This is a genomic window from Borreliella mayonii, assembly GCF_001945665.1.
Lineage (GTDB): Bacteria > Spirochaetota > Spirochaetia > Borreliales > Borreliaceae > Borreliella > Borreliella mayonii.
This window is the reverse complement of record NZ_CP015780.1, coordinates 529,206-543,098: the sequence shown is the minus strand read 5'-3', so window position 1 is coordinate 543,098 and position 13,893 is coordinate 529,206. Positions and strand designations below refer to the sequence as shown.

Below are 13,893 nucleotides of genomic sequence, written 5' to 3'. Positions count from 1 at the left end.
AAAAATAAACTCCTTCAAGTAAACACTCTCTCTTAAATTTAAAATTAGATTAATACTATTTAATAAGCAATTTTGTAAACTATTTTGGAAAAGTTGCTTTTATGCTTATAATTATTTAAGGAAAAATTATTTTTATGGATACGCAAATTTATGAACTCGTTTTCTTAACCAGTTTTAGCATATTTTTAATAGTAAATTTATTTAATTTTAAAAAAGAATTTACCTATGAAGACTACTTCATAATATTCCCAGGCACGTTTTTTGTAATAACTTTATACTTCACAGAAATCAGACCGTTAATGTTATATATTGGTAGTATATTCTTAATCTTTATGGTAATCATCTTCTTTAAAAACGTAAAAACAATAATAAATAGTAGAAGAAGAAATAATAACAGATCTATAAAACAATCAAAAGGAATATTTATTTCAATTTTACTAAAAACAATACTTGTAATACCTGCCATTTTAACCGTTATTATTGCAACCATTTTTTCATACTTAGCACTTTTTGTAAATTATCCCAAAGATGAAAATAATAGCTATCAAATTGGATTCATAAGGATTAAAGATCATAAAAATGATTTAAACTTATCGATTTGGTATCCTGTAAGCTCAACATTGGGCCTAAAAAAACAAAATCCCTTTCTTTTGTACGAATTTAATCCTTTTTTTATAAACGAAATGAATTATTTACCAAAACAGAATAACATATATAAACAAGCCTTTATTAGCAATAACCAAAAATTATATGATTCTGTTTTACTTATACTTCCTTATTATTCTCACGATTCAATGTTTAAATCCCTAGTTAGCGGGCTTGTTAAGAAAGGAAAAATTGTTTATTTATATTCACCAAAATATAAACATATGAAAAGCTACGATTTTATTAAAAATAGCCATAAAAGTATATTTAGCTATGTAATCAATAAAAGCATTAGTTATTTAATTGAACCTGCCAATATCCTTAATGAAAAAGCCGATATTGCATCTACTGAAAATGATATCCAAAGCATTATTGAACTAGTAAAATCAAGCCAAAATTTAAAATTTTTAAATTCAAAAATGAACCTTAATGAACTAACGTTAATTACACTAGGAAATCAAGCAAATATTGCTAATTTTATCCTTGCAAAAAACACAAACATAACAAAATATATCAATATAGGGGGAAAACCACAAACAATAAGAAATTTAAAAAACTTACAACTAATTCTAAAAGAAAATAAAAAGGACCTCCCCACAAAAGCTACTAATATACACTCTATAAAGCTAACAGACATAAGTAATATTGCAGAAATTTCTGATCTTATTTTTAGCAGAAACTATTTAAAAAGTTTTGATTTTTTAAAAAACAAAAAATCAATGTTATTAAGATTTAATTCTATAGTTAATGAAATTAATAAATTTATTGAAGAGGAAAAATAATAATGATAAAAAAAATCTTGCTATTTGCAATGATCAACATCTTCCTAACAAATAAAGCTTATAGTAATGAAGAGGTAATCGAAATAAGTACTGAAATACAAAAAGAAAAATATATTCCCTTTTTAATAAGCAGAGGAAAAACTCAACTAGAAGACCTTGTAAAATACACTCTAGAAATAAATCCAGACCTTGACAAAAACTATGTAAATACTATTGCTAAAACCTATATAGACGAATCTTTGATTGAAGGGATTAATTACGACATTGCCTATGCTCAAATGATACTAGAAACAGGAGCTCTAAAATTTAATGGAATAGTTTCAAAAGAGCAGCACAATTTTTCAGGAATAGGCGCTACTAATAATCTTACAAAAGGAAATTCTTTTTCCAACATTAAAGAAGGAATAAAAGCTCATATTCAACATTTAAAAGCTTATGCATCAAAACAAAATATCAAATCAAATATGGTTGATCCTAGATTTTACCTTGTTAAAAGAGGATCTGCTCCAACAATATATGATTTGACTGGAAAATGGGCAAAAGATAAATTTTACGATAAAAAGCTTAAAAAAATATTATTAGAACTATTAGAATACAATAATGAAAATAAAAGCTAAAAGCTCACTATATGATTTTCTAGAAAGAATATATTCAAAATACAATAAAAAAAAATTTATACATCCTGATCCTTTAGAATTTTTATACAGGTATAAAGGAAAAGAAGACATTGAACTTGTAGGCCTAATTAGTTCTTCATTGTCTCTTGGAAGAGTAGAAAAAATTTTAGAAGCAATAGAAAGAATACTCAAACCACTTGGCAACTCCCCTTCTGAGAACCTTAAGCTAGTAAACGAAAAAGATTTAAAAGAAATATTTAAAGGATTTGTTTATAGATTTTTTAAAGGAGAAGACATTGTAAGACTACTGTGTACCCTTAAGATAATAAAAGAACAGCATCTTACACTTGAAAATCTTCTTTACAGTATTTATTATAAAAACCAAAATTTTATACTCAGCATAGATGAATTAATAAAATATATGGAAAAAATAAATGGAAGAGAATTCGGAATGCTACTTCCAAAGCCTTCAAGGGGAAGTTCTTGTAAAAGACTTTTTTTATTCTTGAGGTGGATGATACGAAAAGATGACGTAGATCTAGGAATTTGGAACAAATTCAATCCTAATAAGCTTATAGTGCCAATGGATACTCATATGACAAACATTGCCTCAAAACTATTTAAAATCAAAGAAATAAAAAACGTAAATCTTAAAAAAGCAATAGAAATTACAAAATATTTTTTAAAAGAAAATAATGAAGATCCTGTAAAATACGACTTCTCTTTAACCAGATTTGGAATAAATAGAGAATTTAATAAAGAGAAATTACTAAAAAATATTAACAAACTATAAAATTTTATTAATAAAACCTTAAAGTATGAAATACTTAAATTAGTAAAACAAAAAAACAATTTATCATAAAATCAAAAGGAGAATCTGTGAATAATCTTAAAGAAAAAATAAATACCCATAGCAAACTAATTTTAGGGTCTTGGCAATTTGGGGGAGGATATTTTAAACAGGTTGAAAAAAAAACTGCTAAAAAAATATTAAAAAAAGCATATGAACACGGAATCAGAAATATTGATACTGCAAGAGCTTATGGAAATGGAATTTCAGAAAAAATAATTGGTGAAATAATAGAAGAAGATCCAACAATAAGAGGAAATATTTTAGTTGCAAGTAAATGCTACCCAATGGAAATTTCAGAATATACAAAAAACTTTAATGAAAGTCTTAAAAATTTAAAAACTGATTATATAGATATTTATTATATACACTGGCCCAAAAACGATTTTGACCTAAGACCAATCGCATCATTTCTTGAAGAAATGAGAGTAAAAGAAAAAATAAAATATGTGGGTGTAAGTAATTTTGAAATATCACACATGGAAAGCATAAAAAAAGTTTGCAAAATTGACGTAAACCAAATAGGATACAACCCCTTATTTAGAAATAAAGAAAAAGATGTAATTCCTTACTGTGAAGACAACAATATTGCAACCATATCATATTCAACAATTGCTCAAGGACTTTTATCTAAAGCTAATATAAAAGATAAAAACAAATTTAATGACATTAGAACAGAAAAATTGATACTTTTCAAAAAAGAAATTTGGCCTTATACTTTAAAAACCATAAATAAACTTGAAGAGATAGCAAAGATAAATAACTTAACAATTTTAGAATTAACATATTCATGGCTTAAAAAAACAAAATTAAATGGATTTATAGTGGGTTTCAGCAAGGAAAATTATGTAGAATCAAACTTGAATTCATTTAAAGCAGAAATTAATGATGAAGTATACAAAGAGATTACATTAATTTTAGATAATTTCAATCATCAAACAAAAAAATTCCCAAATTTATTTAACAAAAAAATTTAAAACTCTATAAAAATAGATATTTCAATTAACAAACTTAAAAACAATAGAATTTCCTAAAATTCTAATACCTTCTACGGTTAAATGAATATTAAAAATAAACTCTACCTCAATTAATGGCAAAATTAAGTTCGCATTACCCCCGGTAATTATTAAATTAAATTCTTTTTTATACATCTTTTTAATATCACAATAAACACCTTCTATTAAATACTTATATTGATAAAACAAACCGCTATTTACACTTCCAGATGTGGTTCTCTCTAAAAGATTACTTGGAGTGCTAATGGGAAATTTCTTTAAAAGATAGGCATTGTCTAATAAAGAATTAAAATTTATCAAAGGACCAGAATTAATAAGACCACCAAGTATTCCATATTGCCTACTAACAGCAAAAATAGTACAAGCTGTTCCAAGATCTACTACCAAAACATTTTCAAATGAATAACTTTCAATGGCCGCAACAAGATTGGCAAAAACGTCTGATCCTAACAAAAATTTATCACTTTTATAAGGATTAAATGTTAAATCATAATTTAAATCAAAACTAATAAACAAAGGCTTTATCTTAAAAAAAGAAAAAATGACATTTTCAAATATTCCATTAAGAACAGGAACAACGCTGCTTATAAAAACTTGATTTACATTAAAATCAAAATTTTCTTCAAAAAAACTATAAGCCTCATCGCGCCTTAACATAAGATTTGTTTTCATTTTAATAAATAAATTAACTTGATTATCTTTAAATAAGGCAAAAGCAATGCTAGTATTTCCAATATCAATTATCAATTCAGACGATAAAGGTTTATTCATAAATATTTATTTTTTTTGCAATTTTGTCAAATCTTAATAAAAGATTAAGAGCTTTCTTTTTCTTAGGTGTTATTTTAATAACCAAAATTTTGCTCAAAGGATAATACTTCCAGCCATCAGAATATATGTAAAACTTATAATCTGTAAACCAATCAATTTCTCTAAATCTAACTAAAGTTGGATTTAAAATATTTCCAAAAAATATATAGCTTGAATAATTAATCTCTTGATCAAAATCAATTGCAACATTAGAATCAGTAATTTCACGATTTAAAATCTTAGAAGCGACATATATCCACCTGATAGATCCATAGCCAGAAATAAAGATAAATTGGGGCATATATTGATTATCAATAATATCAGAATAATAACTTTCATAAGGAATTCCTTTGACATAATCACTCATTAAAGAATAATAAATCACATTAAATGAAAGCTTTAATATTAAATTGTCTTTCAAATAAGATGCTATTCTTTTAAGAATCCCAGAAATCTTTAATGCATACTCAACAACATCAGATGAATTAATATTATTATTTAAAATATACACTTTTCCTTCATCTGTAACACCAAATAAAGTAAATACAAATTTATAAAGCTCCTTTTTAAAACTTGAATAAACAGAATCGTCACCCCCAATCTTAAGGAAAGTAAGATAATTAGAGAGAATGTTGTAGGTTTGGCTAAAATTAAAATTAGAACTTAATATTTTTTTAGGATCTTTGAGAAGATTTAAAGCAACATTTAATTTAAAACCGTTTTCTGATAAAAAAATTTTTTCCAAAAGACGAGGATCTTCCTTTAAATAAACCATAAGCCTGTCTTCTTCAAGAGATTCAATAAAAGTTTTATTTCTTGATAAATAAGAAAAAAATTTATCGATTTGATCTGAATTAGCATAATAATTTAAACTCAAATAAGTCAGTTTATGTTCATTTTTAACTAATAAAGAGTCTAATTTTAAAAATATTGATTCATGATCACCTCTGATTAAAGATTCTGCTAAAAAACAAACCATTAAATTTTCATCAAAGCTATAATCACCGTATTTTAGCCATCCTCCCTTTGAAACATTAAAATTAACAGAATTGTTCCAAGAATCATAAGCACTTTGTCTAAAATTATTTAAAGCATCATTAAAAATTTTATTATCCACCTCTTTAATTTTTGAATACATAATAGAATAATCTAATACATTACTTTTATTACTTTGATTGCTCTCTATAATGGAATTTGGAATATTTTTCTTTGGTGAATCGATATAAATAGCATTACTAATTCTAAATGTTGCTTGAGGAGAAATTAAAATATCTTTTTCTCTTATCTTTACATTTTCTCCTAAAAAAACTTTATATTCTAAATTATCCCCTTGTCTTATTGAAATAGTAGCCTTATCTAATAAAACTTCATAATGATCTTCAACTTCATAACTTAGCAAAAAGCTCTTAGAAAGATTTGATTCAATACTAAAATTATTTTCTGAATCAAGTAAAAATCCGATAAAAATATTATTCTCAAAATAAACATAAATACCTATGTCTTGCACTTTATAAGAAATGGGTAAAAGATTCAACCCTGTCTCTAAAACAACAAGTGGATTAAGTTTGGACAAAAATATCCTAAGTCCCCTAACATTAACAACAATATCATTTAAAATATATTCACTATTTTCAACCTTATTATTAACTTCTAATTTTATATCTTTTAAAAAAAATATATTTAAGTTTAAATTCCTAAATTGTAAAAAAATAACAACAAACAATATTAAAGCACCAAGCAATAAATTAAAAGCCCCTGCCCTTAGAAACTCCTTCATATGATGATTCTAATCATAAAAAATTAAAATATCAATATTGATTGCATAAAAACAAAAAAAATAATAAAATTATAGGTTAGCTAGTTAAATAGGAGCAAAATATATGAAAATTCCTAAAAATTATATTCCAGGAACAAACCCTTACAAATCTCTACCTAAAAAACCTATTATTGAAAACAAGAAAAAAATTACTAAAAAACAAGAACAAATTAATTCAGAAATTATGAAATCACAAGAGCGTATTTTGAAGTTATATATGAGACGCCTACAAAAAAAAGATCAAATAACTCTTCAAAATTTTATTCTAGAAGGACATAAAGTTGGTTCCAAAATTTTCAATAATTTGCCAAAAACACTAAAAGAAATAATAGCTTTAATGAATATAGAATCGTTAAAAGTGCTAAAAAAAAATACAAAAAATCCACTTAAAATGCTTTACATAAAATTTTCAAGCTGGACTTTAAACAAGCTAATCAAAACGCTCGACATTGAATCTAATAATAACAAAACTGCAAAACATAAATAACAATTTTCAAATTCTTTTTATATCTTACTTATTAATTTTTTTATTTGCATCTTTTCTTACAATGTCTACTATTGTTGATTTATTATCAGAATAAATAAAAAAATCTTTCAAGAACCATCTTTTATAATTATTAGGCTCTAAAATATACATTGAATCTAAGATATCTAATGTCATCTTATTACCACAATAAAATTCACCAACCATGACCAATTTATTTCTAATAGCTAAACACGCTGCAATATCCCAAAGCCCTACAAAAGAAAAATAAGCCTTATAAGAACCTGTAAAAGGTTTGGCAAAAGAATAGACACAAGAGCCATTAATATGAATATTAGAAGAAATATCAAGATTAAATGACCTTATAATAAACCTTGAAACTGTAAGCAAACTATGAACATTATAACATTCAAAATTAGTAAAAATAAATTTATTAAAATCCTTCTTTAAAGGATAGCTACCAATGTTTTTTTAGCATAAAATACACTATCTTTAGAAGTAATAAAAAACTCTCCGCTTAAAGGAAGAGAAATAGCTCCTTCAATAATTTTGCCTCCACAAGCGTATGCTATTGATATTTCATATGAAGGAAGGCCTGCTGCAAAAGAAGAAGTTCCATTAATAAGATCAATAATAAAAGTACTCCCTGAAATTAACGCGTCTTTTATATACTCTTATTCATAAGTAGATATTGTCTCTTCTCTAAGAACAAAATTACCAGACTTTTTGATTGCTTTGAATAAAAATTGCTCAATTTGCTTATCAACCTGAGTTAATAGATCCATCAGATTTAAAATCTAAAATTAATTTAGTACAACCACTTAATGCAAGCCTAGTTGACTCATTTAATAAAAATATAATTTTTCAAAATTCCAATCCATTTTTATATCAATTCTCTTATTAATAATAAATTCTAAAATTGAAAAATCATCTCTAAAAGCATTATGCTTTGATAAAATTTAATATTTTTCCATAAAGCACCTCTAAAACAAAATGCCCCAAATTAGAATAGCTTTTATTAAAAAAAAGTATAAAAATCATAAATATCAATACTTACATTTTCTTATTTTTTTTAAATACTAAAATATCACTTTTAAATTCAATAAATAATTATTAACATAATTTAATACTTCAAAAAAACTTGTGTTATTCAAGCTATCACAACATAAAAATTAATAAATATTAATATACTAAGCAATAAAAAAGCAGATCCTATACTATGGCCAGATATGTCTATTAATATATTAAAAGACATAAAAATTCAATTTGAACTTTAAAGGCTGTTTTCCAATTTTTACAGTAAAAAATATTACTGACAAAATTTAAAAAAAAGAAAAGAATTTAAAAAACTAAGCTCCAATCATAATTTCAAATCATATTATTTAAAATAGGTGCTGAAAGATCAAAACCAAAGGTTTTTTTAGAAACTTTAACTATAGGAGCCCCCTGCCTTCTTTTGTATTCATTTTTAAAATAAAGATTTAAAACTTTATCAACTATACCTTTTTCAAAATGAAGATAAATTGAATCTACAGATTCATTGTCAACCAAATATCTATTTAAAATATCATCAAGAACTTCATATTTTGGAAGATAGTCACTATCTTTTTGATCAAACCTTAACTCAGCCGAAGGCTCCTTTAAAATAATATTAATAGGAATAATACATTGGCCAAACTTTGCATTAATATGCTTTGCAAGATCATAAACCTCCGTCTTAAAAAGATCTCCAATCAAGGCAAGTCCTCCACAAGTATCCCCATAAAGGGTACAATAACCAACTGCAATCTCGCTTTTGTTACCAGTATTTAAAAGCAAAGAATTTTGAGAGTTACTATAAGACATTAATAAAAGCCCTCTTAACCTAGCTTGTAAATTTTCACTAGTAACACCTTTAACATTAAAATACCCTTCAAAAAACCTACCACTTACTTCAAACAAATCTTTTATTGGCATTTCAATCAATTTAAAACCTAATTTACTAGAAAGTTCTTTAGCATCAAAAATAGAATCTGCTGATGAAAATTTACTAGGCATAGAAATTCCAACAACATTCTCAGCCCCCAAAGCAAAACATGCAAGACACGCGACAAGAGCAGAATCAATGCCTCCAGACAACCCCAAATGAACTTTAGAAAATCCTGAAAAAGAAACATATTCTCTTAAAACAAGAGATATTGCTAAAATAATCTTTTCAAAAAGCTCATTACATGTATCAAATTTTAAATCTTGAAATGCATCATTAGATATAAAATCAAATTCAAATCCTTTGGCTTGTTTTATCTTGCCAAAACTATTAATAAAAAAGCTACACCCATCATAAACTGCAGAATCTTCAGATCCATAAAAATTCGAATAAACAACATCCAGATTATTCTCAATAGCAACTCTTTCAAAAAATTTTAATCTAAGATTATTCTTTTCCTTAGTAAAATAAGATTTAGACGGTATTATTAAGTACTGAGCCTTCTTTAAATTCTCACTAAATTTAGGAATTAATTCTTTAAATAATAAAGCATCCTCAAAATTTAATACAGCAAATACATTGTCCTTATAACTAAAAAAACCAGGCAAATTAGATTGTGAGACAGTTAGAATAACTTTATGATTACTAATGACAGAAACAATATCTATAAATTTGCCGTCCTTATAAACACTATGACCAAAAACAATTAAAGTGCTATCATTAACCTGTTCTTTCATAAATTCAATGCATTTACATATATTTTGAGAATATTTAGAAGGTCCAAACAAATCACTATACTTAGTATCGGCTAAAAGCATAGAGGGAAAAACTAAAACGTCTGATCCCCTTAGCAAGGCTTCATCATAATTATTTTTAAAATCAACAATACATTTATCAAAATCTAAAGCCCTGTATTTCGTTTGAGCAATGCTTATTTTCATAGGTAAATAATAAGCAATAATACATTAAATTACAATAAAAAATTAATAGCTTCGCAAAAGCAATGCTTATTTATATTCTAATCATACCCTAAAATTAGAATTGCCATAAACACACTAAAAACAAACAAAATCAAAAAATAATGCCAAAAATATTTTGTCAAAATAAAAAATTTTAATTTTTTTATTTTGACAAAAAAATACACACGAACATTTTACTAAATAATAATATGTATCAATACAACACTATTACTGAAAGCTTAAGAAAAATATACATCTTATAAATGATCAAAATGAATCAATTTTAATAAATTTTAAGAAAGAAAAAAATTTGTAAAATATTTTTTTAAAAGATAAAATGCTTTATCAAAGGAGGAAAAATGGAAAAAAAAGAAACTAAAATCGAATCTGAAAAAATCAACAAACAAGATAATAAAAATACAAAATCTCAAAAAAAAGAAAACTTAAATTCAGTAAATTCTGATAAAAAAATTACTGAGCTTGAAAATGAAATCTCCAATCTTAAAGATTTGTATTTAAGAAAACAAGCAGAATTTGAAAACTTCAGAAAAAGATTAGAAAAAGAAAAAGACAATTTTGTCAAATTTGCAAATGAAACCATAATGAAAGATATCGTTAATTTTCTTGATAACTTAGAACGAGCTATTAACTCTTCAAAAAAATCTAAAGATTTTGATAACTTATTAACAGGAATCAGTATGATTGAAAATGAAATACTATCAATCTTTGATAAAAAATATAATTTAAAAAAATTTGGAGAAAATGGCGAAAGCTTTGATCCAAGTCGTCATGAAGCAATAAGCATTGAAGAGAAAGAAGGTCTTAAAAATCCAGAAATAGTAGAAGTATATCAAAAAGGATATTGCTACAACGATAGAATATTAAGAACAGCGAAAGTTAAGGTTGCTCAAAGTAAAAATTAATTAGAAAAAAGGAGGTTTATAATATGGGCAAAATAATAGGTATTGACCTAGGAACAACAAACTCATGCGTAGCTATAATGGAGCATGGAAAACCAGTTGTAATACAAAATTCAGAAGGAGGAAGAACTACTCCATCTATTGTTGCCTACACGAATAAAGGCGAAAGACTTGTAGGGCAAGTCGCAAAAAACCAAATGGTTACAAACCCTGAAAACACAATTTATTCTATTAAAAGATTTATGGGAAGAAGATTTGAAGAGGTTGCAGGCGAAATAAAAATGGTTCCTTATAAAATAGAAAAAGGACTAAATGGTGATGCACGAGTAAACATTTCCAATATAAAAAAGCAAATGTCACCACCTGAGATCTCAGCAGCAACTCTTACAAAAATGAAAGAAACAGCAGAAGCTTACTTAGGTGAAAAAGTTACAGAGGCTGTCATTACAGTTCCTGCTTACTTTAATGATGCTCAAAGACAAGCCACAAAAGATGCTGGTAAAATAGCAGGTCTTGAAGTAAAAAGAATTGTTAACGAGCCAACTGCTGCTGCTCTTGCTTATGGAATTGAAAAAAAACACGAAGAGATTGTTGCAGTTTATGATCTTGGTGGAGGAACATTTGACATTTCAATATTGGAGCTTGGAGATGGTGTTTTTGAAGTAAAATCAACCAACGGAGACACACATCTTGGTGGTGACAATTTTGACGATGAGATAATAAAGCATTTAATTTCAGAATTCAAAAAAGAAAGCGCTATTGATTTATCAAACGATAAAATGGCTCTTCAAAGACTCAAAGAGGCAGCCGAAAAAGCTAAAATAGAGCTTTCAGGTGCTCAAGAGGCTTCAATAAATCTTCCATTTATTACAGCAGATGCAAATGGTCCAAAACACTTACAATACACTCTAACAAGAGCAAAATTCGAACAAATGGTAGACCATTTGGTTCAAAAAACAAAAGAACCATGCCTTAAAGCTATTAAAGATGCGGGGCTTAAAGCTTCTGATATCAATGAAGTAATACTTGTAGGCGGATCAACAAGAATTCCTGCTATTCAAAAAATTGTAAAAGATATCTTTGGACAAGACCCTAACAAAGGAGTAAATCCAGATGAAGCTGTAGCAATTGGAGCTGCTATTCAGGGTGGCATTCTAACAGGAGAAACTAAAGACATGGTACTCCTTGACGTTACTCCGCTCTCACTAGGAATAGAAACGCTAGGTGGCGTTATGACTAAGCTTATTGAAAGAAACACTACAATTCCTACAAAAAAAAGTCAAGTATTCTCAACAGCTGCTGATAATCAAACCTCTGTTGATATTAAAGTTCTTCAAGGTGAACGTGAAATGGCAGCACAAAATAGAATACTTGGCAATTTTATACTTGATGGAATACCAGCAGCGCCAAGAGGAGTGCCTCAAATTGAAGTTAGCTTTGACATTGACGCTAATGGAATAGTTCACGTGTCTGCAAAAGATATGGGAACAGGCAAAGAACAAAAAATTAGAATTGAATCATCATCAGGGCTTTCTGAATCAGAAATAGATCGAATGGTAAAAGATGCAGAAGCTCATGCGGAAGAAGATAAAAAATTAAAAGAAAATATTGAGGCAAAAAATACAGCCAATTCTTTAATTTATCAAACAGAAAAATCATTAAAAGAATATTCTGAAAAAATTTCAAGCGAAGACAAAGAAGCTATTGAAAGTAAAATAAAAGAATTAAAAGAAAGTCTTGAAAAAGAAGACATTTCACTTATAAAATCTAGAACAGAAGAACTTCAAAAAGCTTCTTACAAGATAGCTGAGATGATGTATAAAGATTCTTCCCAGCAAAATGCAAGCAACCAACAAGAAACTGGCCCCCAAAGCAATACAAGCGAAGAGGGTAAAGAGGCTGATTACGAAGTTGTTGACGAGGATAAAAAATAGTGAAAAAAGATTATTATGAAATTTTGGGGCTCTCAAAAGGAGCCTCAAAAGATGAAATAAAAAAAGCTTATAGAAAAATAGCAATTAAATATCATCCCGACAAAAATCAAGGTAATGAAGAGGCCGCTTCTATCTTTAAAGAAGCTACTCAGGCTTACGAAGTTTTAATAGATGATAATAAAAAAGCCAAATACGACAGATTTGGACATTCTGCTTTTGAAGGGGGAGGATTTGAAGGATTTTCAGGTGGATTTAGTGGATTTTCAGACATCTTTGAAGATTTTGGCGATATTTTTGATTCATTTTTCACTGGAAACAAAGGACAAGAAAAAAATAGAAAATATGCAAAAGGTGAAGACGTAGGATATAATATAGAAATATCTCTTGAAAATGCATACTTTGGATACAAAAATAATATAAACATAACAAGACAAATACTGTGCAATTCTTGTTTCGGTAAAAAATCCGAAAAAGGCACAAGTCCTTCGATATGTAATATGTGTAATGGCAGCGGAAGAGTCGTACAAGGCGGAGGATTTTTCAGGGTTACAACAACATGTTCTAAATGTTACGGCGAGGGTAAAATAATATCAAACCCTTGTAAATCTTGTAAGGGAAAAGGAAGCCTTGCAAAGCAAGAAACTATTCAATTAAATATTCCCTCAGGCATTGATAATAACCAACAAATAAAAATGAAAGGCAAGGGAAATGTTAATCCAGACAACCAAGAATATGGTGATCTTTATGTAAAAATATTGATAAGATCTCATAAAATATTTAAAAGAAATGGCAAAGATCTCTATGCAATGCTTCCAATAAGCTTTACTCAAGCAGCCCTTGGAAAAGAAGTAAAAATAAAAACAATCGCTTCAAAAGAGATTAAAATACAAATTCCAAAAGGAATAGAAAATGAAGAACAAATTTTAATTAAAAACGCAGGAATGCCAATTCTTCAAACCGAAAAGTTTGGAAACTTAATATTAATCACTAAAATAAAAACACCTAAAAATTTAAATTCTAATGCTATTAAACTTTTTGAAAACTTGGGTAAAGAATTAAGAGACGGTGATGAAATAGATTTACTTAAAGTATAA

At 27.0% G+C, this 13,893-nt stretch carries 11 protein-coding genes and 1 pseudogene; 8 read left to right on the top strand and 4 right to left on the bottom strand.

The genetic code is table 11. From position 1 onward, the window contains the following. Positions 1 to 134: 134 nt before the first annotated feature. The 4 genes from Bmayo_RS02655 (at position 135) to Bmayo_RS02640 (ending at position 3,871) form a co-directional block, all read left to right on the top strand. Entirely contained in the window at positions 135 to 1,427 is a 1,293-nt protein-coding gene (locus Bmayo_RS02655; protein WP_075552198.1) for a hypothetical protein, read from the top strand. Between the two features lie 2 nt (positions 1,428 to 1,429). Further along, the gene (locus tag Bmayo_RS02650) at positions 1,430 to 2,044 is read left to right on the top strand and encodes a glucosaminidase domain-containing protein (protein WP_075552197.1); all 615 of its coding nucleotides are present in this window, start codon (positions 1,430 to 1,432) and stop codon (positions 2,042 to 2,044) included. Then, a complete protein-coding gene (locus Bmayo_RS02645) occupies positions 2,028 to 2,837 on the top strand; it encodes a TIGR02757 family protein (RefSeq protein ID WP_075552196.1) in 810 nt (269 codons plus the stop codon). Before Bmayo_RS02650 ends, Bmayo_RS02645 begins: the two co-directional genes overlap by 17 nt. An 86-nt stretch (positions 2,838 to 2,923) precedes the next feature. Beyond that, positions 2,924 to 3,871 (top strand): aldo/keto reductase, encoded by a 948-nt coding sequence (locus Bmayo_RS02640; protein WP_075552195.1) that lies wholly within the window; start codon positions 2,924 to 2,926, stop codon positions 3,869 to 3,871. Between the two features lie 21 nt (positions 3,872 to 3,892). On the opposite strand, the gene Bmayo_RS02635 is transcribed toward Bmayo_RS02640, so the two are convergent. Together Bmayo_RS02635 and Bmayo_RS02630 are read right to left on the bottom strand one after the other, a co-directional pair. Beyond that, positions 3,893 to 4,681, bottom strand: a complete 789-nt coding sequence (locus Bmayo_RS02635; protein ID WP_075552194.1) for a type III pantothenate kinase — start codon at positions 4,679 to 4,681, stop codon at positions 3,893 to 3,895. Next, a complete protein-coding gene (locus tag Bmayo_RS02630; protein WP_075552193.1) occupies positions 4,674 to 6,497 on the bottom strand; it encodes a hypothetical protein in 1,824 nt (607 codons plus the stop codon). The genes Bmayo_RS02635 and Bmayo_RS02630 overlap by 8 nt, the downstream gene beginning before the upstream one ends. 103 nt (positions 6,498 to 6,600) lie before the next feature. On the opposite strand from Bmayo_RS02630, the gene Bmayo_RS02625 reads away from it, so the two are divergent. Continuing rightward, positions 6,601 to 7,023, top strand: a complete 423-nt coding sequence (locus Bmayo_RS02625) for a hypothetical protein (RefSeq protein WP_075552192.1) — start codon at positions 6,601 to 6,603, stop codon at positions 7,021 to 7,023. Between the two features lie 24 nt (positions 7,024 to 7,047). Here the strand turns inward: Bmayo_RS02625 and Bmayo_RS07070 are convergent. Then, positions 7,048 to 7,901 (bottom strand): annotated as a pseudogene (locus Bmayo_RS07070) (inositol monophosphatase family protein). A 487-nt stretch (positions 7,902 to 8,388) separates the two neighbouring features. Further along, entirely contained in the window at positions 8,389 to 9,927 is a 1,539-nt protein-coding gene (nadE, locus tag Bmayo_RS02615) for an NAD(+) synthase (RefSeq protein WP_075552191.1), read from the bottom strand. 377 nt (positions 9,928 to 10,304) lie between these two features. Here nadE and grpE point away from each other — a divergent pair, with 377 nt between their 5' ends. From grpE to dnaJ, 3 genes are read left to right on the top strand one after another with little or no spacing between them, the layout of a single operon-like run. Continuing rightward, a complete protein-coding gene (grpE, locus tag Bmayo_RS02610; protein ID WP_075552190.1) occupies positions 10,305 to 10,868 on the top strand; it encodes a nucleotide exchange factor GrpE in 564 nt (187 codons plus the stop codon). 23 nt (positions 10,869 to 10,891) lie between these two features. Then, complete coding sequence (gene dnaK / locus Bmayo_RS02605; protein ID WP_075552189.1) at positions 10,892 to 12,799, top strand: molecular chaperone DnaK; 1,908 nt, start codon at positions 10,892 to 10,894, stop codon at positions 12,797 to 12,799. Then, on the top strand, positions 12,799 to 13,893 hold the full coding sequence (gene dnaJ / locus Bmayo_RS02600) for a molecular chaperone DnaJ (protein WP_075552188.1): 1,095 nt from the start codon (positions 12,799 to 12,801) through the stop codon (positions 13,891 to 13,893). The genes dnaK and dnaJ overlap by 1 nt, the downstream gene beginning before the upstream one ends.

Coding starts and splice junctions, on each gene's coding strand:
- Bmayo_RS02645 (WP_075552196.1), top strand. CDS start 2,028: ATGAAAATAAAAGCTAAAAGCTCACTATATGATTTTCTAGAAAGAATA.
- Bmayo_RS02625 (WP_075552192.1), top strand. CDS start 6,601: ATGAAAATTCCTAAAAATTATATTCCAGGAACAAACCCTTACAAATCT.
- grpE (WP_075552190.1), top strand. CDS start 10,305: ATGGAAAAAAAAGAAACTAAAATCGAATCTGAAAAAATCAACAAACAA.
- Bmayo_RS02635 (WP_075552194.1), bottom strand. CDS start 4,681: ATGAATAAACCTTTATCGTCTGAATTGATAATTGATATTGGAAATACT.
- Bmayo_RS02655 (WP_075552198.1), top strand. CDS start 135: ATGGATACGCAAATTTATGAACTCGTTTTCTTAACCAGTTTTAGCATA.
- dnaK (WP_075552189.1), top strand. CDS start 10,892: ATGGGCAAAATAATAGGTATTGACCTAGGAACAACAAACTCATGCGTA.
- Bmayo_RS02650 (WP_075552197.1), top strand. CDS start 1,430: ATGATAAAAAAAATCTTGCTATTTGCAATGATCAACATCTTCCTAACA.
- Bmayo_RS02630 (WP_075552193.1), bottom strand. CDS start 6,497: ATGAAGGAGTTTCTAAGGGCAGGGGCTTTTAATTTATTGCTTGGTGCT.
- nadE (WP_075552191.1), bottom strand. CDS start 9,927: ATGAAAATAAGCATTGCTCAAACGAAATACAGGGCTTTAGATTTTGAT.